Annotated in this window: 20 protein-coding genes; 15 read left to right on the top strand and 5 right to left on the bottom strand. The window is 70.3% G+C overall.

All coding sequences use genetic code 11. From position 1 onward, the window contains the following. The 9 genes from ACWCRJ_RS39865 to ACWCRJ_RS39825 all read left to right on the top strand — a co-directional run. Positions 1-486 (top strand): ABC transporter permease (locus ACWCRJ_RS39865; RefSeq protein WP_450943880.1); only part of this gene is annotated, 486 nt, incomplete at its 5' end. Further along, positions 483-1,841, top strand: coding sequence for an aminotransferase class III-fold pyridoxal phosphate-dependent enzyme (locus ACWCRJ_RS39860; RefSeq protein WP_450943879.1), 1,359 nt, complete (start codon positions 483-485; stop codon positions 1,839-1,841). The genes ACWCRJ_RS39865 and ACWCRJ_RS39860, both read left to right, overlap by 4 nt. A gap of 23 nt (positions 1,842-1,864) precedes the next feature. Further along, the gene (locus ACWCRJ_RS39855; protein ID WP_086746569.1) at positions 1,865-2,818 is read left to right on the top strand and encodes a succinylglutamate desuccinylase/aspartoacylase family protein; all 954 of its coding nucleotides are present in this window, start codon (positions 1,865-1,867) and stop codon (positions 2,816-2,818) included. Then, the gene (locus tag ACWCRJ_RS39850) at positions 2,815-4,275 is read left to right on the top strand and encodes an aldehyde dehydrogenase family protein (protein WP_450943878.1); all 1,461 of its coding nucleotides are present in this window, start codon (positions 2,815-2,817) and stop codon (positions 4,273-4,275) included. Before ACWCRJ_RS39855 ends, ACWCRJ_RS39850 begins: the two co-directional genes overlap by 4 nt. After that, the gene (locus tag ACWCRJ_RS39845) at positions 4,272-5,210 is read left to right on the top strand and encodes an aldo/keto reductase (RefSeq protein WP_450943877.1); all 939 of its coding nucleotides are present in this window, start codon (positions 4,272-4,274) and stop codon (positions 5,208-5,210) included. The genes ACWCRJ_RS39850 and ACWCRJ_RS39845 overlap by 4 nt, the downstream gene beginning before the upstream one ends. Positions 5,211-5,267: 57 nt before the next feature. Then, positions 5,268-5,939, top strand: coding sequence for a haloacid dehalogenase type II (locus ACWCRJ_RS39840; protein ID WP_033527815.1), 672 nt, complete (start codon positions 5,268-5,270; stop codon positions 5,937-5,939). Positions 5,940-5,987: 48 nt separating this feature from the next. Continuing rightward, complete coding sequence (locus tag ACWCRJ_RS39835) at positions 5,988-7,271, top strand: NAD(P)/FAD-dependent oxidoreductase (RefSeq protein WP_450943876.1); 1,284 nt, start codon at positions 5,988-5,990, stop codon at positions 7,269-7,271. A gap of 154 nt (positions 7,272-7,425) precedes the next feature. Next, entirely contained in the window at positions 7,426-8,838 is a 1,413-nt protein-coding gene (gene aspA, locus ACWCRJ_RS39830; protein ID WP_450943875.1) for an aspartate ammonia-lyase, read from the top strand. Positions 8,839-8,944: 106 nt separating this feature from the next. Continuing rightward, the gene (locus tag ACWCRJ_RS39825; protein WP_450943874.1) at positions 8,945-9,298 is read left to right on the top strand and encodes a cupin domain-containing protein; all 354 of its coding nucleotides are present in this window, start codon (positions 8,945-8,947) and stop codon (positions 9,296-9,298) included. A gap of 454 nt (positions 9,299-9,752) precedes the next feature. Here ACWCRJ_RS39825 and ACWCRJ_RS39820 read toward each other — a convergent pair whose 3' ends face one another. Further along, positions 9,753-10,592, bottom strand: coding sequence for an NPP1 family protein (locus tag ACWCRJ_RS39820; protein WP_450943873.1), 840 nt, complete (start codon positions 10,590-10,592; stop codon positions 9,753-9,755). A 377-nt stretch (positions 10,593-10,969) separates the two neighbouring features. Between ACWCRJ_RS39820 and ACWCRJ_RS39815 the strand changes: the two genes are divergently transcribed. Further along, positions 10,970-14,665: a WD40 repeat domain-containing protein gene (locus tag ACWCRJ_RS39815; protein ID WP_450943872.1), complete on the top strand. Its 3,696-nt coding sequence runs from the start codon at positions 10,970-10,972 to the stop codon at positions 14,663-14,665. A gap of 583 nt (positions 14,666-15,248) precedes the next feature. On the opposite strand, the gene ACWCRJ_RS39810 is transcribed toward ACWCRJ_RS39815, so the two are convergent. From ACWCRJ_RS39810 to ACWCRJ_RS39800, 3 genes are all read right to left on the bottom strand, one after another. Then, the gene (locus ACWCRJ_RS39810) at positions 15,249-16,922 is read right to left on the bottom strand and encodes a CocE/NonD family hydrolase (RefSeq protein WP_450943871.1); all 1,674 of its coding nucleotides are present in this window, start codon (positions 16,920-16,922) and stop codon (positions 15,249-15,251) included. A gap of 103 nt (positions 16,923-17,025) precedes the next feature. After that, complete coding sequence (locus tag ACWCRJ_RS39805; protein ID WP_450943870.1) at positions 17,026-17,904, bottom strand: alpha/beta fold hydrolase; 879 nt, start codon at positions 17,902-17,904, stop codon at positions 17,026-17,028. A 501-nt stretch (positions 17,905-18,405) separates the two neighbouring features. Next, positions 18,406-18,975 carry a TetR/AcrR family transcriptional regulator gene (locus ACWCRJ_RS39800; protein WP_450943869.1) on the bottom strand — a complete coding sequence of 190 codons (570 nt, stop codon included), beginning with the start codon at positions 18,973-18,975 and terminating at the stop codon, positions 18,406-18,408. Between the two features lie 775 nt (positions 18,976-19,750). Between ACWCRJ_RS39800 and ACWCRJ_RS39795 the strand changes: the two genes are divergently transcribed. Continuing rightward, positions 19,751-21,280: an IS200/IS605 family accessory protein TnpB-related protein gene (locus ACWCRJ_RS39795; RefSeq protein WP_450943868.1), complete on the top strand. Its 1,530-nt coding sequence runs from the start codon at positions 19,751-19,753 to the stop codon at positions 21,278-21,280. Positions 21,281-21,493: 213 nt separating this feature from the next. On the opposite strand, the gene ACWCRJ_RS39790 is transcribed toward ACWCRJ_RS39795, so the two are convergent. Continuing rightward, a complete protein-coding gene (locus ACWCRJ_RS39790) occupies positions 21,494-22,711 on the bottom strand; it encodes an acetyl-CoA C-acetyltransferase (protein ID WP_450943867.1) in 1,218 nt (405 codons plus the stop codon). Positions 22,712-23,221: 510 nt separating this feature from the next. Between ACWCRJ_RS39790 and ACWCRJ_RS39785 the strand changes: the two genes are divergently transcribed. Genes ACWCRJ_RS39785 through ACWCRJ_RS39770 form a run of 4 tightly spaced genes read left to right on the top strand, consistent with a single transcriptional unit; the run spans position 23,222 to position 26,584 of the window. After that, positions 23,222-24,367, top strand: a complete 1,146-nt coding sequence (locus ACWCRJ_RS39785; RefSeq protein ID WP_450943866.1) for an acyl-CoA dehydrogenase family protein — start codon at positions 23,222-23,224, stop codon at positions 24,365-24,367. 42 nt (positions 24,368-24,409) lie between these two features. After that, a complete protein-coding gene (locus ACWCRJ_RS39780; RefSeq protein ID WP_450943865.1) occupies positions 24,410-25,147 on the top strand; it encodes an SDR family oxidoreductase in 738 nt (245 codons plus the stop codon). A 16-nt stretch (positions 25,148-25,163) separates the two neighbouring features. Next, entirely contained in the window at positions 25,164-25,922 is a 759-nt protein-coding gene (locus ACWCRJ_RS39775; RefSeq protein WP_450943864.1) for an SDR family NAD(P)-dependent oxidoreductase, read from the top strand. A 35-nt stretch (positions 25,923-25,957) separates the two neighbouring features. After that, on the top strand, positions 25,958-26,584 hold the full coding sequence (locus tag ACWCRJ_RS39770) for a TetR family transcriptional regulator (protein WP_450943863.1): 627 nt from the start codon (positions 25,958-25,960) through the stop codon (positions 26,582-26,584). The last annotated feature ends 146 nt before the right edge of the window (positions 26,585-26,730 follow it).

Below are 26,730 nucleotides of genomic sequence, written 5' to 3'. Positions count from 1 at the left end.
TTCGAACCGGCCGCGATGCTCGGCAGCCCCATCGCCATCGCCCTCGGCCACACCGTGCTCGCCTCACCCATCGCGGTCCTCATCCTCGTCGCGACTCTGCGCGGGATCGACGAACGCCTGGAGGACGCCGCCGCCAGCATGGGCGCCGGCCGCCTCACCATCGCCCGGAAGATCACCTTCCCCCTCGCCGCCCCCGGAATGATCGCGGCAGCGATCTTCTCCTTCATCACCAGCTTCGACGAGTTCTACATCTCCCAGTTCCTCTCCTCCGTCGACACCGTCACCCTGCCCGTGCAGGTCTACAACTCGCTCACTTTCGAGATCGACCCCAGCGTGACCGCAGTCAGCGCCATCCTCATCGCCTTCGCCGTCCTCGCCCTCGGCCTCGTCGCCCTGGTCCGCTGGATCGGCACCGGACGGCAGGAATCGCTGCTCTCGGTCGAGAACACGGTGGGCGTCGCCGCCCCCGGAGGTGAGACCGTATGATCGCCACCGCTCAGCGGCACCTGCTGCTGCACATGACCGCCAACGGATCGCTCGCGATGCCGGGCCAGGAACTGTTCGTCGTCAGCCGCGGCGAGGGCCCGTACGTCGACGACGCGGACGGCAACCGCTACATCGACGGGCTGTCGGGGCTGTACTGCTGCCAGCTCGGCTACTCCTACGGCCCCGAGTTCGCCGAGGCGGCCGAGAAGCAGCTGCGCGAGCTGTGCTACAGCCCGCTGTGGTCCGGCTCCGCGCACCCCACGGCGATCGAACTCGCCGAGCGCCTGTCGCGGATCGCCCCCGTCGACATCGAGCACACCTTCTTCTCCAGCGGCGGCGCCGAAGCCGTCGAGACCGCCTGGAAGATCGCCCGCCGCTACCACGCTCTGCGCGGCGAACCGGGCCGCACCAAGGCCATCGCCCGGCGCGGCGCCTACCACGGACTGACCATCGGCGCCCTCTCCCTCACCGACGACCCCGGCCTGACGGAGCCGTACGGCCCGCCGGCGATCGACACCCGGTTCGTGGCCAACACCAACCGCTTCGGCCTCGCACCGGAATACGCGGACGACGGCCTGTACACGGCCCGGCTGCTCGCCGAGCTGGAGGACGCGATCCTGGCCGAGGGGCCGGAGACCGTCGCCATGCTGATCGCCGAGCCGGTGCAGAACCGGGGCGGCTGCATCACCCCGCCCCAGGGTTACTGGCAGGGTCTGCGGGCGCTGGCCGACCGGTACGGACTCCTGCTCGTCGCCGACGAGGTGATCACGGCCTTCGGCCGGCTCGGGGAGTGGTTCGGCGGGGACCGCTACGGCGCCCGCCCGGACATGGTCACCGTCGCCAAGGGCATCACCGCCGGTTACGCCCCCCTGGGGGCGACTCTGGTCAGCCAGGGTGTCGTCGAGGTCATCAACCGGCCCGGCACGGTCCTCAACCACGGCTACACCTTCGCCGGGCACCCGCTGAGCGCGGCCATCGCCCTGCGCAACCTGGAGATCATGGAGCGGGACCGGATCCTGGAGAACGTCCGTGACCTCCAAGGCCACCTGGCGGGCCGCATGGCATCCCTCGCGGACCTGAGAATCGTCGGCGACGTCCGGGGAGCCGGGTTCTTCTACGCCTGCGAACTCGTCGGCGACCAAGAGGACGGCGGCTTCGGCGACACCGCCCGCGCCGACCTGATCGCCGACCTGATCCCGCGCCGGCTGCGCGAGGCCGGCCTCCTCGCCCGCGTCTACAACCGGTCCGCGCCACTGGTCCAGATCGCGCCCCCGCTGATCAGCGACCGGGCCCTTCTCGACCGTATCGCCGACATCCTCGCGGAGACCCTCGCCGAGGCGTCCGCCCGCATCTGATCCATGTTTCGGAAAGGAACGACATGTACTCCATCGGTCCGCTGACCGTCGCCCCCGGCGAGCGCGCCCAAGGCCTCATCCCGGTCGGCACCAGCAGCTACGGTGTCGAACTCGGCATCCCACTGATCGTCGTCAACGGCGCCCACGACGGCCCGGTCCTGTGTGTGGACGCCGGCGTGCACGGCGACGAGTACGACGGCCAGGAAGCCGTCCGCCGCGTGGTCGCCGAGATCGACCCGGCCACCCTGCGCGGCACGCTCGTCGCCATCCCCTGCATGAACACCCCGGCCTTCGAGGCGGCGGCCCGCACCAGCGGCCTGGACCACCTCAACCTCAACCGCATCTTCCCCGGTGACGCGGACGGCTCGTACTCGCTGCGCCTGGCCGCCACCTTCGTCGAGCAGGTCGTCCCGGCCATCGACGCCCTGGTCGACCTGCACACCGGCGGCACGTTCGGTGAGATCGCCCCGCTGGTCATCCTTCAGGGCGGCTACGAGGAACTGGCGACGGACATGGCCCTCGCGGCCGGCCACGAGCTGGTCTGGAAGGGCGGCAAGTGGGGCGGCACGGTGCGCCATCCCACCCTCGCGGCGGGCAAGCCCGCCATCACCATCGAGGTCGGCGGTGGCACCTACCGCGAGGAGAACGTCACCCTGCACATGCACTCCATCCGCAACATCCTCCGGCAACTCGGCATGATCGACGGTGCGGCGGAGTTGCGGGACACCTACACCACGGTCTCCGGCACTTTCGCCCGCTCCGACGCCGGCGGCTTCTTCGTCGGCCACGCCGAGCCGGGGGACACCTGCAAGGAAGGCGACCTGATCGCCCACATCGTCGACCACTACGGCAACACCCTGGAGGAGGTCCTCGCCCCGCAGGACGGCATCGTGCTCTGGGTCCGCCGGATCCGTACCGTCCGCCCCGGCGACGAGGTCGTCATCTTCGGCGAGGTGCAGGGAGAGATCCGGCCATGACCGGCGAACTGCGGTTGACCGAGCTGCTGATCGACGGCAAGCAGGTGCCCGCCGCCGACGGACGCTTCTTCACGGTCCTCGACCCGTCCGACGGTGCGGCCATCGCCCAGGTGGCGCTGGCCGGCAAGGCGGACGTGGACCAGGCGGTGGCGGCGGCCCGCTCGGCCCTCACCTCTCCCGAATGGGCCGGGATGCGCGCCGCCGACCGGGGCCGCATCCTCTACCGGATCGCCGAGGCCATCCGCTACCAGGGCGAACGGCTGGCCCGCCTGGAGAGCCAGGACGTCGGCAAGCCGCTCCGCCAGGCCAAGGCCGATGTCGAGGCCGCCGCCCGGTACTTCGAGTTCTACGCGGGCGTCGCCGACAAGCTCGGCGGCACCACGATCCCCCTCGGGCCCGGCCTGATCGACTACACCGTGCGTGAGCCGATCGGTGTCTCCGGCCAGATCATCCCGTTCAACTACCCGCTGCAGAACACCGCGAGGGGTTCCGCCCCCGCACTGGCAGCCGGTTGCACGGTGGTGCTCAAGCCGTCGCCCGAGGCGCCGCTCACCCCGCTGGAGATCGGCAGGATCGCCCTGGAGTGCGGTCTCCCGCCGGGCGTCCTCAACGTCGTCCCCGGTGACGGCGAGACCGGCGCGGCCCTCGCCGGACACCCGGACATCAACCAGGTCACCTTCACCGGCTCGGTGCCGACCGGCATCAAGGTCGCCCAGGCCGCCGCCGCCAACGTGGTGCCCTCCGTCACGGAACTGGGCGGCAAGTCCCCGGTCGTCGTCTTCGCCGACGCCGACTTCGACCTGGCCCTCGGCGCCGTCGCGGCCTCGGCCTTCGGCAACGCCGGCCAGACCTGCTCGGCCGGCACCCGGCTGCTGCTCCAGCGCGGCGCCGAGGAGTTCCTCGACAAGCTCGTCGCCCACGCCGCCGCACTGCGTGTCGGCCCGGGGCTCAGCGACCCGGACGTCGGCCCGCTGGTCGCCGCCCGGCAGCGAGACCGGGTGCTGGGCTACCTGGACCTGGCCCGCGAGGAGGGCGCCGTGGCACGGGCCGGCGGCGGTGCGCCGTCCGACCCGGCCCTGGCCGACGGCTACTTCGTAGAGCCGACCGTGCTCACCGGCCTGAGCAACGACGCCCGGTGCGCCCGCGAGGAGATCTTCGGCCCCGTCATCACCGTCATCGAGTTCGACGACGCCGACGAGGCCCTGGACATCGCCAACGACAGCCCGTACGGGCTTGCTTCCTACGTGTGGACCCGCGACATCGACAAGGCGATGCGTCTGGCCGAGGGCATCCGGGCCGGCCAGGTCTACGTCAACGCCACCGGCGTAGGCACCGGGGTCGAGCTCCCGTTCGGCGGCTACAAGCACAGCGGCTGGGGGCGGGAGAAGGGCCTCGCGGCCCTCGACAGCTACACGCAGACCAAGAACGTCTGCATCGGCTTCGGGAGGCGGCCATGAGATATCGCACGCTGGGCGAGCGCGGCCCGACCGTCTCCGTGGTCGGTGTCGGCGGCAACAACTTCGGCTCCCGTCTGGACGAGGACGGCACGAAGGCGGTCGTCCACGCGGCCATCGACGCGGGCATCACCCTGTTCGACACCGCCGACATGTACGGCGGGTTCGGCGAGAGCGACAGCGGGCGCGGCGACGGCGAACGGCTCCTCGGTGCCGCCCTCAAGGGGCACCGCGACGAGGTCGTCCTGGCCACCAAGTTCGGCATGGAGATGGGTCAGGAGGCCGACCTCTACGGCCGGCGGGGAGCCCGCCCCTACATCCGGTACGCCGTCGAGGCGTCGCTGCGCCGCCTGGGCACCGAACGGATCGATCTGTACCAGTACCACGAGCCGGACGGCGTCACCCCGCTGGAGGAGACCGTCGCCGCGCTCCGTGAACTGGTCGACGAGGGCAAGATCGGCCACATCGGCTGCTCCAACCTGCCGGCCGAGCAGCTCACCGATGCCTTCGTGTCCACCCAGGCCCGCTACCACCTGCTCGACCGCAGTGTGGAGCAGGACCTGATCCCCGCCTGCCTGCGCCACGGCGTCGGCCTCCTGCCGTACTACCCGCTGGCCAACGGCCTGCTCAGCGGAAAGTACCGGCGGGGAGAGGAGCCCCCGCCCGGCAGCCGGCTGTCCTGGCGGCAGGGCTGGCTCACCGACGCGGCCCTCGACAAGGCCGAGGCGCTCACGGCGTACGGCGCCGAACGAGGACTCACCCTCCTCCAGGTCGCCGTGGGAGCACTGGCCGCGCTCCCCGCCGTCGGCTCCGTCATCTGCGGCGCCATGACCCCCGGACAGGTCACCGCCAACGCGGCGGCGGCCGACTGGACCCCCGACCCGGCCGACCTGGCCGCACTCGACGCGATCGTCACCCCCGGCGAACGCGTCGTCTGAAGTCCCCACCCTCACCCCCGGAAAATCCGTAAACCCGCGAGATCGAGGCTGAACACCATGCGAGAGATCGTCACCTTCGACGCCTATGGAACCCTGATCGACTTCCAGCTCGGCCCCACCACCCTGAAGATCCTTTCCGACTCCGGCCGGCTGGACCTGGACAACCTGGACGTCGACGAGTTCCTCGACGACTTCCGCGTCATGCGCTTCCAGGCAGTCCTGGAGGCCTACCGCCCCTACCACGAGGCCCTGCCCTCCAGCCTGCGCAACGCCATGCGCCTGCACGGCCTGGAGTACCGCGACTCCGACGGCGAGGCCCTGGTGGACGCGGTCCCCACCTTCGGTCCCTTCCCGGAGGTGCCGGAGGCCCTGCGCGCGCTGAAGACCAGGTACGAGATCGCCATCATCTCCAACACCGACGACAACCTGATCGCGCGGAACGTCGAGAACATCGGCGTCGAGTTCGACTACGTCATCACCGCCCAGCAGGCGGGCGCCTACAAGCCGGACCGCCAGACCTTCAAGCACGCCTTCCGGACCATGGGCGTCGAGCCGTCCCAGGTCATCCACACCGCCCAGGGCTGGGAGTACGACCACATACCGACCCGCGACCTCGGCCTGAAGCGTCGCGTGTGGATCAACCGTTACGGCCGCCCCGGCAGCGCCGACTACCAGCCGTACGACGAGCTGCCCGACCTGTCGGGCCTGCCGAAGCTGCTCGGCTGCTGACCGACGGCCAACCGGCGAACCAGACCGAGAACACAGAGGACGCACGCCATGAAGCAGATCCCCTACTGGCTGGACACAGCCCCCGCCTTCCCCGACCGTTCCGGCAAGGACCTGCCCGACGAGGCGGACGTGGTGGTGATCGGCGGCGGTCTCACCGGCCTGTCCACCGCCTATCACGCCGCCCGTAAGGGCGCCCGGGTCGTCCTGGTCGAGAAGGACAAGGTGGGCTCGGGCGCCTCCGGGCGCAACGGCAGCATGTGCACCCAGGGCATCACCATCAGCCCCGCCGAGGCGCGCAAGCGCTACGGGCAGGAGCGGGCCCGTGAGCTGTACGACGCCTTCCGCGAGGCGGTCGACGTCGTCGAGGAGCTCACCCGCACCGAGAACATCGACTGCGACTTCAACCGCTCCGGGCGCCTCGGCGCGGTCTGCAAGCCCGGGCACTTCGACGGCCTGCGGGCCAAGCAGCGCGACCTGGCCGACAACTTCGGCCACGAGACGGTCGTCCTGAGCAAGAGCGAACTGCGCGCCGAGCTCGGCACGGACTACTACCACGGTGCCCTGCTCGACCCGCTCAGCGCGGGCCTGCACGTGGGCAAGTTCGTCGGTGGCCTGGCAGGCGCCGCCGAGCGCGCCGGCGCCGAGATCCACGAGCGCAACGCCGCCACCGGCCTCACCCGCCTGTCCGGCGGCGGCTTCCTGGTGGAAACCATGAACGGCACCATCCGCGCCAAGCAGGTCATGGCGGCGACGGACGCCTACACCGACAAGTCGATGCCGTGGTTCCGCAAGCGGCTGATCAACGTCGGCAGCTTCATCATCGTCACCGAGCCGCTGGGGGAGGCACGCGCGAAGGAGCTGATCCCCAACGGCCGCCTCCTGGTCGCCCACAAGAACGTCGGTCACTACGTCCGCCTCACCCCGGACAACCGCCTCGCCTTCGGCGGCCGGGCCCGCTTCGCCCCTTCCAACCCGGCCTCCGACGTCAAGAGCGGCGACATCCTCAAGCGGGAGATGACGGAGATCTTCCCGCAGCTGGCCGGGGTGCGGATCGACTACGTCTGGGGCGGCATGGTCGGCTTCTCCTGGGACCGCGTTCCGCACGCGGGCGATGTCAACGGCCTGTACTACTCCATGGGTTACTGCGGCCACGGCGTCCAGATGGCCACCTACATGGGCCGGGCCGTGGCCGAGATGATGGACGGCAAGCCGGACGCCAACCCCCTGCGCGGCTTCGGCTTCCCGAAGGTGCCCGTCCCCCTCTACAACGGCACCCCCTGGTTCCTGCCCTTCGGCGGCGCCTACTACAAGGCCAAGGACAAGCTGCTCTGAGCCGATGCCGATGCCGATGCCGACGGCGTCGAAACCGCGGGGACTTCCCCAGCAAGGGTCCTGGGACGTCCCCGCGGCTTTCCGGCCTCGCGGCCTGTTGCCGCACCCCCTCACGTCCACGCCTGAACCGCATCGAGGAAGGGCCCGCTCCGGAATGACCGCCATCACCCGCAGTGAACACGATCTGCTTGGCGACCGGGACGTTCCCGTAGACGCCTACTGGGGTGTTCACACGTTGCGCGCCACGGAGAACTTCCCCATCTCGGGCATGACCATCTCCGCCTACCCGCACCTCATCGACGCGCTCGCCGCGGTCAAGGAGGCCGCCGCCCTCGCCAACGAGGAGCTCGGCCTGCTGGAGCCGAGGAAGGCCGCCGCGATCGTCGAGGCCTGCCGGGAGATCCGCGAGGGCAAGCTCCATGACCAGTTCGTCGTGGACGTCATCCAGGGCGGCGCCGGCACCTCGACGAACATGAACGTCAACGAGGTCGTCGCCAACAGGGCGCTGGAGCTGCTGGGCCACGAAAAGGGCCAGTACCAGTACGTGCACCCCAACGAGGACGTCAACCTCGGCCAGTCCACCAACGACGTATACCCGACCGCCGTCAAGGTCGCGACGGTCTTCGCGGTCCACGGACTGCTCAAGGCGATGGCCGTCCTCCAGGACTCCTTCGCCGGCAAGGCCGTCGAGTTCCGCGAGGTCCTCAAGATGGGCCGTACACAGTTGCAGGACGCGGTGCCGATGACGCTCGGCCAGGAGTTCTCCGCCTACGCCGTCATGATCGACGAGGACCGCCACCGTCTTGCCGAGGCTGTCGAGCTGATCCATGAGATCAACCTGGGCGCCACGGCGATCGGCACCGGGCTCAACGCCCCCGCCGGATACGCCGAGTCGGCGCGGCGCCACCTCTCCGAGATCACCGGACTGCCGCTGGTCACGGCCGCGAACCTGGTCGAGGCCACCCAGGACTGCGGCGCGTTCGTGCAGGTGTCCGGCGTGCTCAAGCGGGTCGCCGTCAAGCTCTCCAAGACCTGCAACGACCTGCGCCTGCTGTCCTCCGGGCCGCGCGCGGGCCTCGGCGAGATCAACCTGCCACCGGTGCAGGCCGGTTCGTCGATCATGCCCGGCAAGGTCAACCCGGTGATCCCCGAGGTCGTCAACCAGGTCGCCTTCGAGGTCATCGGCAACGACGTCACCATCACCATGGCCGCCGAGGCCGGACAGCTCCAGCTCAACGCCTTCGAACCGATCATCCTGCACTCTCTGTCGGAGTCCCTCACCCACCTGCGCGCCGCCTGTCTCACCCTCGCCGAACGCTGCGTGGACGGCATCACCGCCAACACCGAGGCGCTGCGCGCGAGCGTGGAGAACTCCATCGGCCTGGTCACCGCCCTCAACCCGCACATCGGCTACACCGCGGCCACCGACATCGCCAAAGAGGCCCTCACCAGCGGCCGGGGCGTCGCCGAACTCGTCCTGGAGAAGGGCCTGTTGCCGGCCGAGACCCTCGCCGACCTGCTGCGGCCCGATGTCGTGGCAGGCCGCCGGAGTCGGGCCCTGACCTGACATGCCCGGCGTACCGGCCCGGCGGGCAACAGGCGGTTTCGTCGGGGTGGTGAGCCGTGACCGGTGCCGCGGCTACCAACCTCTCAAGCTCAAGAAAGGAAAAGGCATGTCCCTTCTGAAGACCATCGACACCAACCCCTCCTCCGCTCCGCACGAGTCCGCCCCGCTCCCGGAACGCCTGATCTCCGGCAACCCCGCCTTCAAGACCTGGGCCCAGGACCTCGCCCGCGGGGAGATGATCCGTACGGGCGTCTGGGAAGCGACGCCCGGCGAGACGCGCTCGATCAAGGGCGAGACCTTCGAGTTCTGCCACATCCTCTCCGGCATCGTCGAACTCACGCCGGAGTGCGGCGAACCGGCGGTCTACAAGGCCGGCGACAGCTTTGTCATGAAGCCGGGCTTCGTCGGTGTCTGGAAGACCATTGAAACCGTGCGCAAGGTCTACGTGATCGTGACGTGATGCTGATGCCGCGCACTCGGCCGTAGCCCGCCCGGTTCGATGCGGCGGGGCTGGAAACGGAGCGAACCTGCTCCGCCACCGTGCCGGCCCCCGACCCTGCACGGCGGTCGGCGGTGAGGCCGAGGCTGTGCGATGCCGTCCAGCTTGCCGGCTTCTGCGTCGTCGACCAGGTTGGTGACCTGGTCGACGCCCATCTGAACGCGCGACGCCGGCTACGTCCTGACCTGTCAGTCCTACCCGGTCTCCGAGATGCCGGCCGTTGACTACGACGGCTGAGGCGACGATGACCCTCGTCGAAGTCATCGATGTAGGCGCGGGTCTCGGCGAGGATGCCCGGGGAGTCGGGCCGGCCGGGACGCTCGTGCCCCGCCACGACATGGTCGGAACGGTGCGAGGGGGTACGCACGAACGGCCCGCCGGGTGCGGAGGAACCCGGCGGGCCGTCCGTGTGCCGTCAGCCGGCGCCGTACGGGTCGAAGGGGATGCCGGCGGCGGCCTGCTTCTTGGCCCTGCTGAGCTCGTCGTTGAAGCGGCCGTCCTTCAGCGGGAAGTTCGCGTCGCCCCACGTGGCGTTCTGCATGCGGGCCTGGAGGTCCACGCCGTTGTTGCCGGCCGGGAACCTGGTCCAGGTCACCAGGCGCGGGAAGTCCCAGCCGCCGTCACCCCATGCCTCCGCCACCTCGCCCGACCCGGCGAAGCGGAAGACGTGGGTGAGCGCGCCGTCCTTGTGGTAGACGACCTTGAGGCGGACCCCGTCCCTCGGGACCGCGCTGAACTGCGTGGTCGTGTAGTCACCGTGATGGGAGACGGACGCGTACGAGGGCGTGCCCGAGCCCTGCTGCACCCAGATCACCGCCGACTCCCAGTCATGGCGGTGCGACGTTGCCGTGCAGTCGCGGCAGCTCATGTCCTTCTCGAAATAAAGGGTGTAGATGATCGCGCACCAGCCGTTGTTGCACTTGGCCCGCGAGTACGTGTTGGCGTTGCCGAGGTGGCCCGAGCGGCACTGGCCGGTGACGGCTCCACTGTCGTCGAGACCGCCGTTGAGGTTGCCGTTGATGTCGATGGCGGCGACCGGGAGACAGCCGTCCGAGTCGTAGTCGAAGACCGGCTGGAACGTCCTCTGGAACGTGGTGGTGCTCTCGGGCAGGGGAGTCAGTACGCCGGCGTGGGCACTGCTCGACATACCGATGATCAGCGCGGCGGCGCTGACCGCGACGACTGCGGCACGGCCGAAACGGCCGAGTAGGGACGTGCCGCGGTTCTTGCCGCGGCTCATGACTGCGTGGGGCATCAGCGGTTTCTCCACTCGCTACGCGGGTGTGCCGGTGATCCGGCTCGGCGCAACAGACGCTGGCAAGCGGAGAGTTGATCCACACCTGATCCCACCAGGGCAATCAATCCGGGTGAGTGGTGGTCGGTTGTTCGGCGGCGTGTCCCGCGGTTGTCATCAACACCACACTCCGTGCGGCCAGAGTGCCGATACTTGAAAGTACAAGCTATTTTGATGGGTGCGCAGTGAAGATCGTTTCCGTCTGATGTTCAGTGTGGATGGGTGGACCTATGGGACGTCCCGAGAGACCCGTTGATCCGGCCGCTGGCCCTGTGCAGCAACTCGCCCATGCGTTACGCAAGTTACGCAGGACGGCCGGTTGTCCGTCGTACCGGGCCATGGCTCGGGAGGCGGGGTTCTCCGCGACGACGCTGTCACAGGCGGCCGCCGGGGAGCGGCTGCCGTCGCAGGCCGTGGTCAAGGGATATGCGCGTGCCTGCGGGGGCGACCCCGGCGAGTGGGAGACGCGGTGGAAGGAGGCCGAGGCGGCGGTCGCTGCCGCTCTCGCCCCCGACGAAGGGGACGAGCCGGCGCCGTACCGGGGCCTCGCCCGGTTCGAACCGGACGACCACGAGCTGTTCTTCGGCCGTGACCGGCCCCTGACCGAGCTCTGCCGGCTCGTGTCCGTGCACCGGTTCGCGGCGGTGCTGGGAGCCTCCGGTAGTGGCAAGTCCTCGCTGCTGCGGGCCGGGTTCCTCCCGCGTCTCAGGAAGCAGATGGCGGGAAGCGAGGGTGCGGTGCGCGTCTTCACGCCCGGAGCCCGGCCGGCCGAGATGTACGGGCATCTGCTGACACCGGCGAAGGGCGCGCCGGAGAGCTGGGTGGTGGTGGACCAGTTCGAGGAGGTCTTCACCCTGTGCCGGGACGAGGCGGAGCGGGCCCGCTTCATCGACCTGCTGCTCACCGCCCGGGACCCCGCGTCCCGGCTACGGGTGGTCATCGCCGTACGCTCCGACTTCCACCGGCGCTGCGTCCACCACCCGGAGCTGGCGGACGCGCTGCGCCGCGCCGGGCTGGCGGTAGGCCCGATGACCGCGGACGAACTGCGGGACGCGGTGGTGAAACCCGCGCTGGCGGCCGGCGTCCTGGTGGAGCGGTCGCTGGCCACGACGATCGTCGAAGAGGTGCTCGACCGTCCCGGCGCGCTGCCGATGCTCTCGCACGCCCTGCTGGAGACCTGGCGGCGGCGCAAGGGCCGCATGCTGACGACCGCCGCGTACGAGGCGGCCGGCGGACTCAAGGGCACGATCGCGGCGACCGCCGAGGAGGTGTACGGGCAACTGTCCGCATCCCAGGCCGCCGTCGCCCGGCTGCTGCTGCTGCGGCTGGTCGAGCCGGGGAGGGGCACCGCCGACACCGGGCGCCCGTTCACCTGGGCCGAATTCCGGGAGTGCACGCACTCCGAGGTGCCGGTCGTGGTGGAGCGGCTGGCCCGGGCCCGCCTGCTGACCGTCGACGACGAGGGAGTCCGGTTCGCCCACGAGGTACTGATCACCTGCTGGCCCCGGCTGCGCGGCTGGGTCGAGCAGGACCGCGAACGACTGCGCCATCACCGGCAGCTCACCGAAGCCGTCCGCGCCTGGCTGGAGCACGACCGTGACCCCGGCACCCTCTATCGGGGCACCCGTCTGGCCCGTGCCGAGGAGATGTTTCCCGGCCACGACGACGACCCCGCCCTGGGGGCGGCGGAACGGTCCTTCCTCACCGCCGCGTGCGAAGCCCGAGAGGCGGAGAGGCGGGCCGCCGCCCGCTCCACCCGGCGGTCCCGCCAACTCGTCGGCGCCCTCTCGGCCGTCCTTGCGGTGGCGCTGGTCACCGGCCTGGCCGCCTGGCGGCAGCACGACCACAATCAGCGGCAGCGCACGGAGTACTCCGCTCGGCGGATCGCCGCCGTCGCCGACGGCCTGCGCGCCACCGACCCCCGCGCCGCCCTCCTCCTCAGCGTCGCCGCCTGGCGCATCGCCCCGCTCCCGGAGACCCGCCGCGCCCTCCTCGGTTCCCTCACCCAGCCCGAACTGGACTCGTTCAGCGACCCTGCCTCCGGGGACCGCTCCCAGCGCGTCCTCGCCGACTCCGGCCGCACCCTGCTCAGCGTCGACGACCGCGCCTGGCAGACCTGGAACCTCGGCACCCGCCGCAGCACCGGCTCCGGCCGCCTCCCCGAGGGCGAGGTCCTGGCCGTGGGCCCCGACGCCCGTGTCCTTGCGGTCTCGGGCGCGAGCGGGGACGAGCGCGTACGGCTGTGGGACAGGAGGGCGGGCCGGTGGACGGGCGGTGCGCCGCTGACACAGGGGCGGGAGGGTATCGCCTTCGGGTCGAGTGGGCGCAGTGTCGTGGTGGGCGAACCCGTTGGGGGCGACGGCGGCTCGGGTGCGGGCTCCGACTCCGGCGCGGACGTCGTACGTGTGCGGGCCGTGGCCGATGGCGCCGTGTTGTTCGAGACGCGCGGGGCGACTCCTGCGAACGTGGCGCCGAGCGGTGACGACCGGCTGGTGGCGGTCTGCCGGACAGGGAAGGCGCCGCAGGTGCGGGAGATCGGCGGAGGGCGGGCGCCGCACGGCGAGTGGGAACGGGACCAAGGGGTCTGCGATGCCGACACGGCGGTGGTGTTCGGGGCCGAGGGACGGTTCGCCGTCGTCGCGAAGGACCGGGTGCGGGTGTGGGACGTCCGTACCGGCCTCCGGGTCGCCGATGTCCGTGACCCGGGAGTGCGGTACGCCTCCTTCAGCCGGGACGGACAGTTCCTGGCGACGACGGGCTCCACCGACGAGATCCGGGTCTGGCGGCTGTCCGCCCCGGCCGCCCCCGTCCTGCGGCACGCCCTCGACAACCAGCACCCGCACGGCGGCCTCGCCTGGGACCCCGTCCTGCCGGTGCTGCGCTACCTGGAGGGCGGCACCGTCCACACCCTCGACCTGACGGCCACGGTCACCGCCGCCTGGCGCGACCACCCCATGGACGGCGTACTGCTCAGCCCCGACGGCCGTCGATTCGCCACCGCCCGACGCGCGACCGACGGCTACGTGTTCGAACTGCGCGCCACCGACAACGGCCGGCTCCTCGGCACGCTCCCACGCCCACCCTCGCCGCTCGCCCGTGGCGGCGGACGGGACGGGACACCGCTCGCGCCCGCGGACACCGCCCCCCGGATGGCGTTCAGCCCCGACGGCAGCCGGTTGGTCTACGGCGTCACCGCGCCCGGCGGACGGGCCGTGTCACAGCGGTTCACCGTCCGGGACCTGACCCGCGACCGTTCGCAGAGCACACTGGACGTGGGGTCGACCCAGTCCGGCACGGAGGTGACCGCGCTCGCTCTGACCTCCGACGGCCGCATTCTCGTCACCACCCGCACCCCGCCCGGCGGCGAACCCGTGAACGAGATGTGGGACACCACCACCCGCCGACGGACGGAGCTGCTCACCGGCTCCGGCAGGGTCGGCGCGCGGATCGTGCTCAGCCCCCGCAGCGACATCGTCGTCGGCGACAACCGGGTGGCCCGCAAGACCGGCGACAGCATCGTCGCCCTGGACCTGGTCCAGGGCGACCGCATCGGCGCGCTGGCGTTCAGCCCCGACGGCAGCCGCCTGGCGGCGGGCGACCGGACCGGCCGCGTCGCCCTGTGGGACGGCGACCTGCGCCGCCGTGCGGGCGTCCTGCGCAACGTCTTCCCGGCCCCGCTCGGCGACACCCCCGAAGCGGTCAGCGCCCTCGCCCTCAGCCCCGACGGCCACACCCTCGCCGTCGGCGGCGACGCCGGCACCATCCAGCTCTGGGACACCACCACCCGACAGCCGCTCGGCCCCCTCCCCACCCCCGGCGAGCCGATCACCTCCCTCGCCTTCAGCCCGGACAACGCCACTCTCCTCGTTGCCGGCATCTACGTCCCCCTCCGCCGCCACACGGTCGACCCGAGCCGGGCCGTGGCCCAGATCTGCGCCCGCGCGGGCAACATCGACCTCACGAGAGCGGAATGGAACACGCACGTATCCGACGCTCCTTACAGAAAGGTGTGTGGCCGACAGGACCGCTCCTGACATCGGGCTCCGTCCCCGCAGTGCCGGTCCTGGCTCCCTCGTAGCCCGCCCCGCCCCGCCCCGGGCGGTGCGGGGCGGGGCGGACGAAGGTGATCGTGCGTCGCCGATCCGGGTCGGAATCCGACCGCCTCGGGTAGCCGGACGCCCGACCCGCCGACCGGTAGCGGGCGCCGGTCGAGGTGGCCGTCGCCGATGACCGCGGCGCCGCAGGCCGGCGCGAGTTCGAGGCCGTCGGCGACGGCGTGACCCTGCGGTACGGCGGTCGATGGGTTCGGGCCGGCCGTGTGTTGTCCAGGGTTTCTGTCAGGGAGACATCGAGGGCGTTGCGCCGCTGAGGGCGGTTGAGCACGAGCCACCGGACGGGGCCGCGTTCTCCGGTCGACTGATCGGCTCCATGGGTCGGTTCGACGGGGTACTACGGTTCGGGCCCTACCGCGGAGACCGTCGACGGGCAGGCGCCCGCCGGGAAACCACTGCCCCGGCGGTGGGACGCCTGCCGCTTTCTCGTCGAAGCAACCGCGGCCGCGGTCCCTCGTTCTCGTTCAGTGACGCACCCGCTCGGCCGGCTCCTGCGCCGCTTCGGTCAGCTCGGGATCACCGGCAGGACGATGCGGGAGGGCCGGTCGGGGTCGTGGAAGATCTGCTGGCGGGCCACTCGGGCCGTGGTCGCGCTCTCCGCGGGTTCGCCCGTGTTGAGGTTGCGGTCCCAGCGCGGGAAGCTGCTGGAGGTGATCTGCACCCGTATCCGGTGACCGGCACGGAAGACGATGCTGGTCGACCACAGGTCCACGACGTGCTCGGCCGGCTCGCCCGGTGTCGCCGCGCGCACCCGCACGATGCCGTCGGCCACATTGCGGGAGACGCCGTTCTCGTCGACGTCACACAGCCGTGCCACCCAGTCGGTCGAGGGCCCGTCCGTGGCGGCGAAGAGCACGGCCTTGACGCGGCCGGTCACCTCGACGTCCTCGGCGAGGGGTTCGGTGGTGAAGACCAGGACGTCCTCGCGTGCCTCCACGTCCCTCTGGTCGAGGGGCCCGGGACGGAACTCGTCGGTCATCAGCAGCGCGCCGCCGGTGGTGGGCACGGGATCCGCCGGATCGTAGGTGAATTCCTCGGCCTGCTCGGCCGCGGCGGGCGGCTCCTGCGTCAGCCGTCCGTCCGCGCGCAGGTGGAAGTCCGTGTCCACGGCCCGCGACAGGGGCCACTCCGTCTCCTCGCGCCACTGGTTGACGCCCATGACGAACAGCAGCACCTTGCCCGTGTCCGGCTCCAGAGCCTCGCCGTCGCCGATCGTGCGCTGGAACCAGTCGAGCTGGAGGCCGTTCAGGGGTCCGCGCATGCCCATGAAGGCGGAGTTCGCGCCGAACCCGAAGTTGACGTCGCCGATGACGTGCTGCTGGTTGGCGTGACTCCACGGACCCATGATCAGCGTGGCGGACCGGCCGGCCCGGCGCATGGCGGTGAAGTTGTCGAGTGTGCCCTGGGTGAAGATGTCGTACCAGCCGCCGACCTGGAAGGTGGGCAGGTCGACCTCGTCGTGCCGGCCCGCGACCCGGGCCGAGCGCGCCCAGTCGGGCTCGCGCCGGGAACGCTCGTAGCCCAGCTCGGGAAGGTCGTGCCGGGCGAACGCGGGAAACCGCCCTGCGGGCAGTTCGCCGTAGCCGCCGTCGGCCAGGCCGTCAAGATCCTTTACGAGTCCGCCGATGCCGCCCACGAGCGCGGCGGGGTCGGCGCCGTGCCGGCGCATCAGCGCGTCGGCGCCCATCATGAGGGTCCAGGGCGCGGTGATGCCGAGCTCGATCGCACCGCCACGCGTCCACAGCCCGTCGTCCGGGTCGGACCAGGTGACCATCGGCGCGATCGCCTTCAGCTCCGGCGGCTTGGACAGCGCCGCCATCCACTGCGTGTTGCCGAAGTAGCTGGCGCCGATCATGCCGACGGAGCCGTTTGCTCCGGGAAGGGCGGCAGCCCACCGTACGGTGTCGTACCCGTCGCTCTCCTCGTACGTCCACGGCTCCCACTCACCCTCGGAGGCGAACCGGCCGCGGGTGTCCTGGAGGACCACCATGAAGCCACGCCGAGCCGCCGCCAGGGGATCGAGGAGGGCGATCGCCAGGGCCATCTGCTTGCCGTACGGCAGTCGGCTCAGCAGCACCGGCCACGGCCCCGTACCCCCGGGCCGGTAGACATCCGCGCGCAGCACCGTGCCGTCACGCATCTCCGCCGGAACATCGAACTCGATCCGTATCTCCGCCACGCGCTGCTCCTTTGCATCCCACGACCTGTCAGGCACATGGTCGAACGTGGTCCCCGTCCCGCACTACACCCGAACGGGGGTGACCACGGCGCTCTCGGAGCGGTCAGGCCACCGCGTTCAGCAGGTCGGCCAGCAGGTCGGGCCGTTCCAGGGCGATGAAGTGGCCCGCTCCCGGCACCTGCGTGAAGTCGGCGGCCGGCAGCAGTTTCTTGTTGGCTTCCCGGTCGGAGGGCCGGGACCAGTCGTTCTCCCCGTAGACGAGGTGGACGGGTGCCTTGACCTCGGCATAGCGCGAGCGGGCGGCGATGAGGCTGGGCATGTTCTGGTACACGGCCCGGGCGACGGTCGAGTAGCCGGGGCGGCTGCCCACCTGGAGGAGTTCGTCGAGGTAGTCCTCCCGCAGCGCGCTCTTGTCGACCAGTCCGCCCTGGAGGATTTTGCGGACGACGGGCTTGGGCTGCACCCCGGCGACCACCGGGCCCACTCCCGGAGTGAGGACACCGCTGACCACTCCACGGGCGAGGAGACTGGAGCGGGCGATCCCGCCGGGGAAGTCGTAGGTGTTCACCGCGACGACGCGCCGGACCCGCTCGGGCAGGTCGGTCGCGGCGGTCAGGGCGAGCACCGCTCCCATGGACTCCCCGACCAGCGTCACGTCATTCAGGTCGAGTTCGGTCAGCAGCCGCTCGACGCCCGCGCGCATGGCCGGCTCGTCGTACGACGCGCCGGGCACGATCTCGGAGTAGCCCATCCCCGGCAGGTCGAGGGCGTACACGGTGTACTGGTCCGAGATCATCGGGATGAGGGAGCGGAAGTGCTCGGCCTGGGTGCGCACGGTGTGCAGCAGGACCAGCGGAGCGCCGGTGCCCGCTCTGAGGTAGCGCAGCGTTCCCTCGTGACCTTCGTGTCCCGTGCGCGGGGCGATGGTGTGGCTGGTGGTCCCCGGGACGGTAATCGTGGGACGTGACTCTGAGCTGGGCATCTCGCTGGCTCCCCTAAGTGTGAACTGCGGCGGGCGGGTGATTCGGACAGGGCCCGCCCGAAGGGGGCGTGACCACGGACCAACTCTTGGCTTCACGGAGAAACCGATCGGTTTCCATCATCGTAAACCGATCGGTTTACGAGCGCAAGACCGAGGTTGCCGTCCGCAGCGACAGGGTCGGTGCACAGGAGGGGCGCGAGAGTGTCATTCGCGCGGCGGTCGCCGATTTTCGCACCCAAGGACTACTCCGGCGCCTCTGAATGCTCCAGCCGTAGGTCTGGGGCTGCGCCGCGTGGCCGGCCGCCGAGGCCAAGGGTGATGCGGCCCGGTGGTCCGGGCCGGCCGGCCGAGGCCCCTGAGGAACCGCGACCCTCCGTGTGTTGATGTCGAGGAGGCGACGGCCTTCCTGGCGCGCGGCATGCTCCTCAACACCTCTACGGCCATCGGGCTCCCCTCCGATGGGGGGAATCGGGTGCGGGGAGCCGTCGGCGCGAGGGTGCGTCAGCGCATGCCTGCCACATCGAGCAGGGTGGTCACCGTGGGTGTGGCGAGCCCGGTCAGCTTGTCGGCTCCGATCCCCGCGCGGGCACTGGCGCCGTCGAAGACCAGGCTGAGCTGCCGGGCCAGCAGGCCGGGATGGCTTGCACCACCCCGTTCGGCCTCGGCGCGGAAGAAGGCGGAAAGGCTTTCCTTGACCTGGTGGGCCACTTGGCTCGCAGGGTGGCTCTGGTCTTTGAGCTCGATCTGGGCGGCCAGGTACCGACAGCCTCGGAAGTCGGGCGTACCCGCCTGCTCCTCCAGCTGGTCGAAGACGTACAGGATCCGCTCGCGGGGTGAACGGTTCTCGTCCGCCGCCGGCAGGAGCCCGGCCGCGAAGGCGGTGGCGCGCTGCTCCAGGCTCGCTGCCAGCAGTTGGTCCTTGCTCTCGAACAGCTGGTACATGGAGCGCTTCGACACCCCCGCCGCCTTGCACAGTGCCTCGACGCCGATGCCGACACCTTCTCGGTAGGTGAGCGTGGCCGCCGCCTCCAGTAGTCGCTCTCTGGTGCTTGGCTTCACTTCGGTGGTCATACCGCGAGGCTAACCCGATGGGGAGAAAATGAAAACCGATCGGTTTACAGTGTCTTTGTCGGGGTGATCTCGTGCCCCCACGGGCCCAGCGGTCCCATGAGTACGGTTCCGCTACGCCGGGACGGCGGTCTTCTCGGCTTCGTCCGGGCGGGGATGCGGTGCGACCCCTGGCGGCCGCCCGTCACCCCCGAAGCCGACGAGTGGGGCCGCGATGAGGCCGACGGTCATCCTCACCCAGCCCCTGGCCAGGCCCGCGCCCACTGGGCGCCGTTGCAGAGGATCTCTGCCGCAGCGGCTTCGAACTCTGGGAGGACGCGCGCGAAGGGGCGTGGCCGACCTGCCCTGCCGGACCTCGCAGGCCGGGACGGTCGGGAAGCGGCCGTCGCCTCGGACCTCCCTTGGGCCGGGTAAGTACAGTGCCCGTGGCGATGAAAGGAACAGGCCCCGGCCGGACAGGTGGGGGTGTGGAGCTGTTGGCGCTGGAGTGTATTCAAGAGCGTTCTGGTGAGTGGGGGTGAGTGCTGCTGGTTTGTGGGTCGTGTTGCGCACGTCGGGCCGTGGGGTTGGTTGAAGCCGGGAACTGGCGTTCTCTCATCGAATGCGTGACCTTCGCGGGTGGTGCTCGTTTCCCAGGGCGACGGATCGTCGGGTGGTATCGGACGGGGGTGGCGGGGTGGGTGAGCTGAGGAGCATCGCGGCGCCGTTCGTCGCGTCGGGGCCGTCTGGTGTGGCTGTACGGACCCGTCTCCAGCAGCTGACGCCGGACGATGAAAAGGTGCTGCGTCTGGTCGGCGGACATCTGGGGTCGTTGGCCTCGAAGGATCTCAAGGCGCGCTGCCGGGACGGCCTGGAGCATTCCGGTGAGATGTGGGCGGTGCGTAAGCGTGGGCTGACTGCGCTGTCGTCGTCGCGGTGGGCGGGCAGTATCACCAAGGCCACGCATGACCAGTGGGCGCTGGCCCGGCGCTGCCAGTCTGCGCACCTGCAGAACCTGGAAGCGGGCGTCCGCACCATCGAGGACCGGCTGTCGTTGCCGGTCGGGCAGAAGGGGACCAAGCACGCTCCGGGGGGTTACCGGTCACAGCGGGAGTGGCATGCGAAGTCGAGGCGGCTGCGCGTACTGGAGGAGCGGCTGGCTTCCGTGCGGGCCGACCGCGAGGCCGGACTCGTGCATGTCGTGCGGGGCGGCAAGCGGCTGGCCCGTGCCCGGCATCATCTGGAGGCGGCCCGGCTGACCGAGCCTGCGTGGCGCCGGGGCTGGGAGGCGGAGCGCTGGTTCTGCCAGGCGGACGGTGAGTCCGGCAAGCGGTACGGCAACGAGACGATCCGTGTCAGCCCGGACGGCGAGGCGAGCATCAAACTCCCGGCCCCGCTCGCGTATCTGGCGAACGCCCCGCACGGACGCTACGTCCTGGCCTGCCGGGTCGTGTTCGCGCACCGGGGTGGCGAGTGGGCGGACCGTGTCGAAGCCGACCGGGCGATCGCCTACCGCATCCACCTGGATACGGGCCGGGAGCGCTGGTATCTGACCGCGTCCTGGCAGCTCCCGCCCACCCCCACCCTCCCCATCGAGGCGGCCCTCGCCCACGGCGTGGTCGGCGTGGACATGAACGCCGACCACCTGGCCGCCTGGCGCCTGGACGTGCATGGCAACCCCACCGGCGCCCCGCGCCGCTTCATCTACGACCTCACCGGCACCGCCCACCACCGCGACGCCCAGATCCGCCACGCCCTGACCCGCCTCCTGCACTGGGCTCGCACCTGCGGCGTCAAGGCGATCGCGGTGGAGGACCTGGACTTCACCGCGGAGAAGACCCGGGAGAAACACGGCCGCAGGAAACGCTTCCGCCAGTTGATCTCGGGTATGCCCACCGGCAAGCTCCGCGCCCGGCTGGCCTCGATGGCCGACCAGAGCGGTATCGCCGTCATCGCCGTCGACCCGGCCTACACCAGCCGATGGGGTGCCCAGCACTGGCAGAAACCCCTCACCACCACAACCTGTAAGACCACTCGCCATGACGCTGCTGCCGTGGCGATCGGAAGGCGCGCCCAGGGACATTCCATCCGGCGACGGACGGCACCGCCCCCACACGACCGGAGTGATCGTGCGGGGCATCGGACCGTCCAGGCCGATCGGCGTGTTCCTGGGCGTGAGGGAACCCGCCCCCGCATCCCCGGACCACGGACACGATCCGTGCCGCCCGGACGCGGAACGAACGCGGGCAACCAGAACGCCCAACACCGTCCGGGGCGTTCGGCCGAGCATGAGACCTGGCGACAGGACTCACTCCCGCTCAGTCCCTAGGAACGGTGTGGAATCCATGCTGGAGCTGGAACGTGCCCGGGCCCGAGAAGCCCGCTTCAATGCGCTGGCGCGCCTCGAGGACGTGCCCGGGCTCGGGAACAGCCCCGTGACCGACCCCGACAGCGTGCTGCCCTGGTGTTACGGCGTCGCACGCTGCTGCTTGTCCAATGCCCGCCGGGCGGACGGGCGCGTGCCGGGACCGACGGGCTACCCCTAGGCGAGCCGCTCGATCAGCATGGCCATGCCCTGCCCGCCGCCGACGCACATCGTCTCCAGGCCGATCTGCTTGTCATGGGCCTGAAGGTTGTTGATGAGCGATCCGGTGATCCGCGCTCCGGTCATCCCATAGGGGTGGCCCAACGCGATGGCCCCGCCCGAGACGTTGAGTTTGTCCTCGTCGATCTGCAGCACCTGTGCAGAGCCGAGCACCTGCACGGCGAATGCTTCGTTGATCTCGACGAGATCGACGTCGCTCATGGTCAGGCCCGCGTGGTCGAGTGCCTGACGGGTGGCCTCGATGGGTCCCAGGCCCATGATCTCCGGTGAGAGAGCGGTCACGCCGGTGGAGATGATGCGGGCCAGCGGCTGCAGGCCGAGTTCCCGCGCCCGGAGATCGGACATGATGACGAGGGCCGCCGCTCCGTCGTTGAGCGGGCACGAGTTGCCGGCGGTGACGGAGCCCTTCTCGCGGAAGACCGGCTTGAGCGCGGAGACCGCATCGAGCGTCGTCCCGGGCCGCGGACAGTCGTCCGCGGTCACGATCGAGCCGTCGGGCAGGGTGATCGGGGTGATCTCCTTGCGGAAGTGGCCGCGCGCGATGGCCTCCTCGGCTCGGTGCTGCGAACGAACCGCCCACCGGTCCTGCTCTTCGCGACCGATGCCCGTGAGGGAGGCGACGTTCTCCGCGGTTTCACCCATGCTGATGTAGACGTCGGGCACCAGTCCCGTCTCGCGGGGGTCGGTCCAAGTTTCGTGGCTCGCCTGCCTGGTGGCCGAGCGTGTCTGAGCGGCGCCGAACCCGGGATTCTGGGTGTCCGGCCAGGAGTCCGAGCTGCCGTTGACAAACCGGGACACGGCCTCTGTGCCCGCCGAGATGTAGGCCGAACCTTCTCCTGCCTTGATCGCGTGGAAGGCCATCCGCGTCGTCTGCAGCGACGATGAGCAGTAGCGGGTCACCGTGGTGCCCGGCAGGTTGTCGTAGCCCAGTTGGACCGCGACGTTGCGCGCCAGGTTGAAGCCCTGTTCGCCACCGGGCAGACCGCAGCCGAGGATCAGGTCTCCGATCTCGCCGGGGTCGAGTTCCGGGACCTTGGCGAGCGTCGCAGCGATCACCTGGGTGGCGAGATCGTCGCTGCGCATCTCCTTCAGCGACCCCTTGAACGCCCGACCGATCGGCGAGCGGGCGTAGGACACAATCACGGCTTCGGGCATCTGAGTGCTCTTCTCGGAGATCTGGCGGTGGGTTCTGTCCGGGCGAGCGGCTCTCAAGCTCCGGCAGAACAGGGATTACGTCAGCAAGGTAGCGACCCGAAACAGGTACACCTAGGACGATTGCGCCTCGCCGTGGTACGTCCGCGCCAGACGGCGCATGAATTCGGCGACCGAGGCAATCGCATACAGGCGTTCGGCGGCACTGCGGAGCGAGCACGCCACCGATCCGCGCCTGCCTGCGGGCATGGCCGCCCATCACCCCGCTCGACCGGACCCGTCAACACGGTTGATGTGTGGGGAGTTGATGGGGGAACCGCCGGCGGACTCCACCGCGCGCGGTGGAGGAGCCCCGTGGCGTACGTCATGTCCGCCTACCTCGCAGACGGGGTTGACGGAATCAACCCGCCTAAGAAAACTAAGCACTCGCATAGCTACTATGCACTCGCTTACTTCCCACTTCCTGCTTCCCACTCCCTGCTTCCTATTTCCGGCGAGCGACGAGGAGCTCCTGTGCGCCGTACTGTCTTCGATGCCGACCACGAGGCATTCCGGACCTCCGTCCGGGCATTCGTGGAGCGCGAGCTGCGGCCGCGCCAGGAGGAGTTCATCCAGCAGCGAGCGATCGACCGCGCCGTGTGGAAGGCCGCTGGGCGGCAAGGACTGCTCGGGCTGCTGATACCGGAGCAGTACGGCGGCAGCGAGGCGGGCGACTATCGCTTCACCGCTGTTCTGCACGAGGAATTCGCCAGGCTGTCGGTGGCGTTCGCCTCCTCGTTCACCATCCACTGCGAGGTCGTCGCCCCTTACCTGGTCGAGCTGACCACCGAAGAGCAGCGTGAGCGCTGGCTGCCGCGGTTCTGCGCGGGCGAGCTGGTCACCGCGATCGGTATGACCGAGCCCTCGGCAGGTTCCGATCTTGCGGCCCTGCGGGCCACGGCCGTACGCGACGGCGCGACCTGGACCCTCAACGGCTCCAAGACCTTCATCACCAACGGCTTCGGCGCCGACCTCGTGGTCGTCGCCGCTCGCACCAGCCCGGAGAAGGGCGCCAAGGGCATCACGCTGTTCGCCGTGGAGACGGACATGCCCGGTTTCGAGCGCGGGCGCAAGCTGGACAAGGTCGGTCAGCACGAAGCCGACACCGCCGAGCTGTTCTTCCACGACGTGCGCGTCCCGGGCGCCAACGTCATCGGCGAAGTCGACCGCGGCTTCATCCACATGATGGAGCGGCTCCCGCAGGAACGGATCGGTGCCGCCGTGCTCAACCTGGCCCACGCCGCGCAGATCCTGGACGAGACGCTGGAGTATGTGAAGGAGCGGAAGGCCTTCGGCCAGTCCGTCGGCTCCTTCCAGTACAACAAGTTCCGGCTGGCCGAGATGGTCACCCAGATCGAGGTGACCCAGGCCTTCGTCGACCAGTGCGTCGCGGCCCACGTCACCGGCCGGCTCTCGGCGGTGGACGCGGCCAAGGCCAAGTGGTGGACCGCTCAGGTGCAGAACGAGGTCCTCGACGCCTGCGTCCAACTGCACGGCGGGTACGGCTACATGAACGAATACCGGGTCGCCCGAGCCTGGCAGGACGCCCGTGTCACCAAGATCTGGGCCGGCTCGAACGAAATCATGAAGGAACTCATCGGCCGCGACCTCGGCCTGTAAGGCCCTTGGACACGGACACCACTATCCGGATCGGAGCGCCCGATGGGCAACCTCAGCTTCGACTTCACCGGCCGCACCGTGATCATCACCGGCGCAGCCCGGGGCATCGGCCTCGAACTCGGTCGACACCTGCGCACTTCAGGCGCGGACGTAGTCCTGGTCGACCGAGACGCGGACGAACTCCTCGCGGTGGCGAAGGAGTTGGATGCCCTCCGGGTGGCCGCGGACGTCACCTCCCGCTCCGACGCGGAGCGTGTCGTCGCCACCGCGCTGACCGAGACCGGCCGCGTCGACATCCTGATCAACAACGCCGGGATCCTGCGCGACGGCGTCCTGTGGAAGCTCACCGACGACGACTGGGACGACGTCCTGGCCGTCCACGCGGGCGGCACCTTCCGCTTCACCCGCGCGTGCGTCCCCCACTTCCGCGCCCAAGGCTATGGCCGGGTCGTCAACGTCACCTCCTACTCCGGGCTGCACGGCAACATCGGCCAGTCCAATTACGCCACCGCCAAAGCCGGGATCATCGGCTTCACCCGCACCGCCGCCAAAGAACTCGCCCGCTTCGGCGTCACCGTGAACGCCATCTCCCCCAACGCGGAGACCCGCATGGTCTCTTCCGTCCCCGCCGAGAAGCGCGCCGAGCTGACTGCCGGCATCCCGATGGGCCGCTTCGGCGACCCGAGCGAGATGTGCGCGGCTGTCGCCTTCCTCGCCTCTGAGAAGGCCGGCTACATCACCGGTGCCGTGCTGCCCGTCGACGGCGGCCTGTCCATCTGACCTCTCTGGAGCCCCTGTGAACATCCTCGACCGTTTCCGTCTCGACGACCGCGTCGCCATCGTCACCGGCGCTTCCTCCGGTCTCGGCGTCGCCTTCGCCCAGGCCCTCGCCGAAGCCGGGGCCGACGTCGTCCTGGCCGCCCGACGCACCGACCGGCTCGCCGAAACCGCCCGCCTCGTCGAGGCCACGGGCCGCCGCGCCCTGTGCGTCAAGGCCGACGTCGCCTCGCCCGAAGACTGTCACGCGGTCGCGGCGGCCGCCGCGGACTTCGGCCGCGTCGGTGTCCTGGTCAACAACGCCGGCGTGGCCGGAGCGGTCCCGGCCGGCCGGGAGACACCGGAGCACTTCCGGCGCATCATCGACACCAACCTCATGGGTGCCTACTGGATGGCCAAAGCGGCAGCCCGAGTGATGGGCGGCGGCGGTTCCATCGTCAACATCGCCAGCGTCCTCGGCATGGTCAACACCGGCCTGCCGCAGGCCGGCTACTCCTCCTCCAAGGCGGGCCTGCTCGGTCTCACCCGCGACCTGGCCGCCCAGTGGAGCCACCGCAAGAACATCCGTGTCAACGCCCTCGCCCCCGGCTACTTCGCCTCCGAAATGACCGCCCGTCAGGACGCCGACACCATCGACGACATCGTCCGGCGCATCCCGATTCCCCGCACCGGCGAACCCGAGGAACTCGCCGCCGCCGTGGTCTTCCTCGCCTCCGACGCCTCCAGCTACGTCACTGGCACCACCCTCACCGTCGACGGCGGCCTCGTCATCAGCTGAGTGGACCGACAGACGTGATCCGCAAGAATGGGCGCGTGACAACCAGCGCAACCGACGACCTGTGGGGCGAAGCCGGCCCCGGCTCCCGGCGCATCCTCGAGGCGGCGCTCACGGCCTTCGCCGCCCGCGGCTACCACGGCGCCTCCACCCGCGACATCGCCGCCGCCGCCGGGATGAGCCCGTCGGCCGTCTACGCACACCACCGCACGAAAGAAGACCTCCTCTACGCGATCAGCCTCGCCGGCCACCGCAGCGCACTGGCCGCAGTGGAACGCGCCCTGGGGGAGGAGGTGACGGCGGTCGGCCGGCTACGGGCGCTGGTTCACGACTACACCGCCTGGCACGCCCGCCACCACCAGCTGGCCCGCGTCGTCCAGTACGAGCTCGGCGCACTCGCGCCGGCCCACCGTGACGAGATCCTCCGGCTCCGCCGCCGCACCGAGGAAGTGGTGCTCGACGAGATCGCGGCGGGCATCGCGTCCGGGGCGTTCCGCACCGAGGACCCGAGCGGTGTCGCGCTGGCGGTGCTCTCCCTCGGCGTCGACGTCAGCCGCTGGTACGCCCCCGGCGGCCACCACACTCCTGTCAGCCTCGGCCGCCGCTACGCGACGCTGGTGCTGGCCATGCTGGGCACCGACCACCGGTCCGCGACCGTAGGCTGACGAACGACGTCGGCTCTCTCCCAGCACAGCCACGTCGTGCTCGGTCAGCCTCGGGCGCCCCGGTTTCCCGGAGAAGTCGAGCACCCAGATGTCGAGTTGGGGATGGTCGGCCTGGCAGACCTCCCTGAGTGCGCCTGCTTCGCTCC

The sequence above is a fragment of the Streptomyces sp. NPDC002324 genome, from assembly GCF_053593335.1.
The sequence above is the reverse complement of the archived record's forward strand: the minus strand, read 5'-3'. Positions and strand labels throughout refer to the sequence as shown.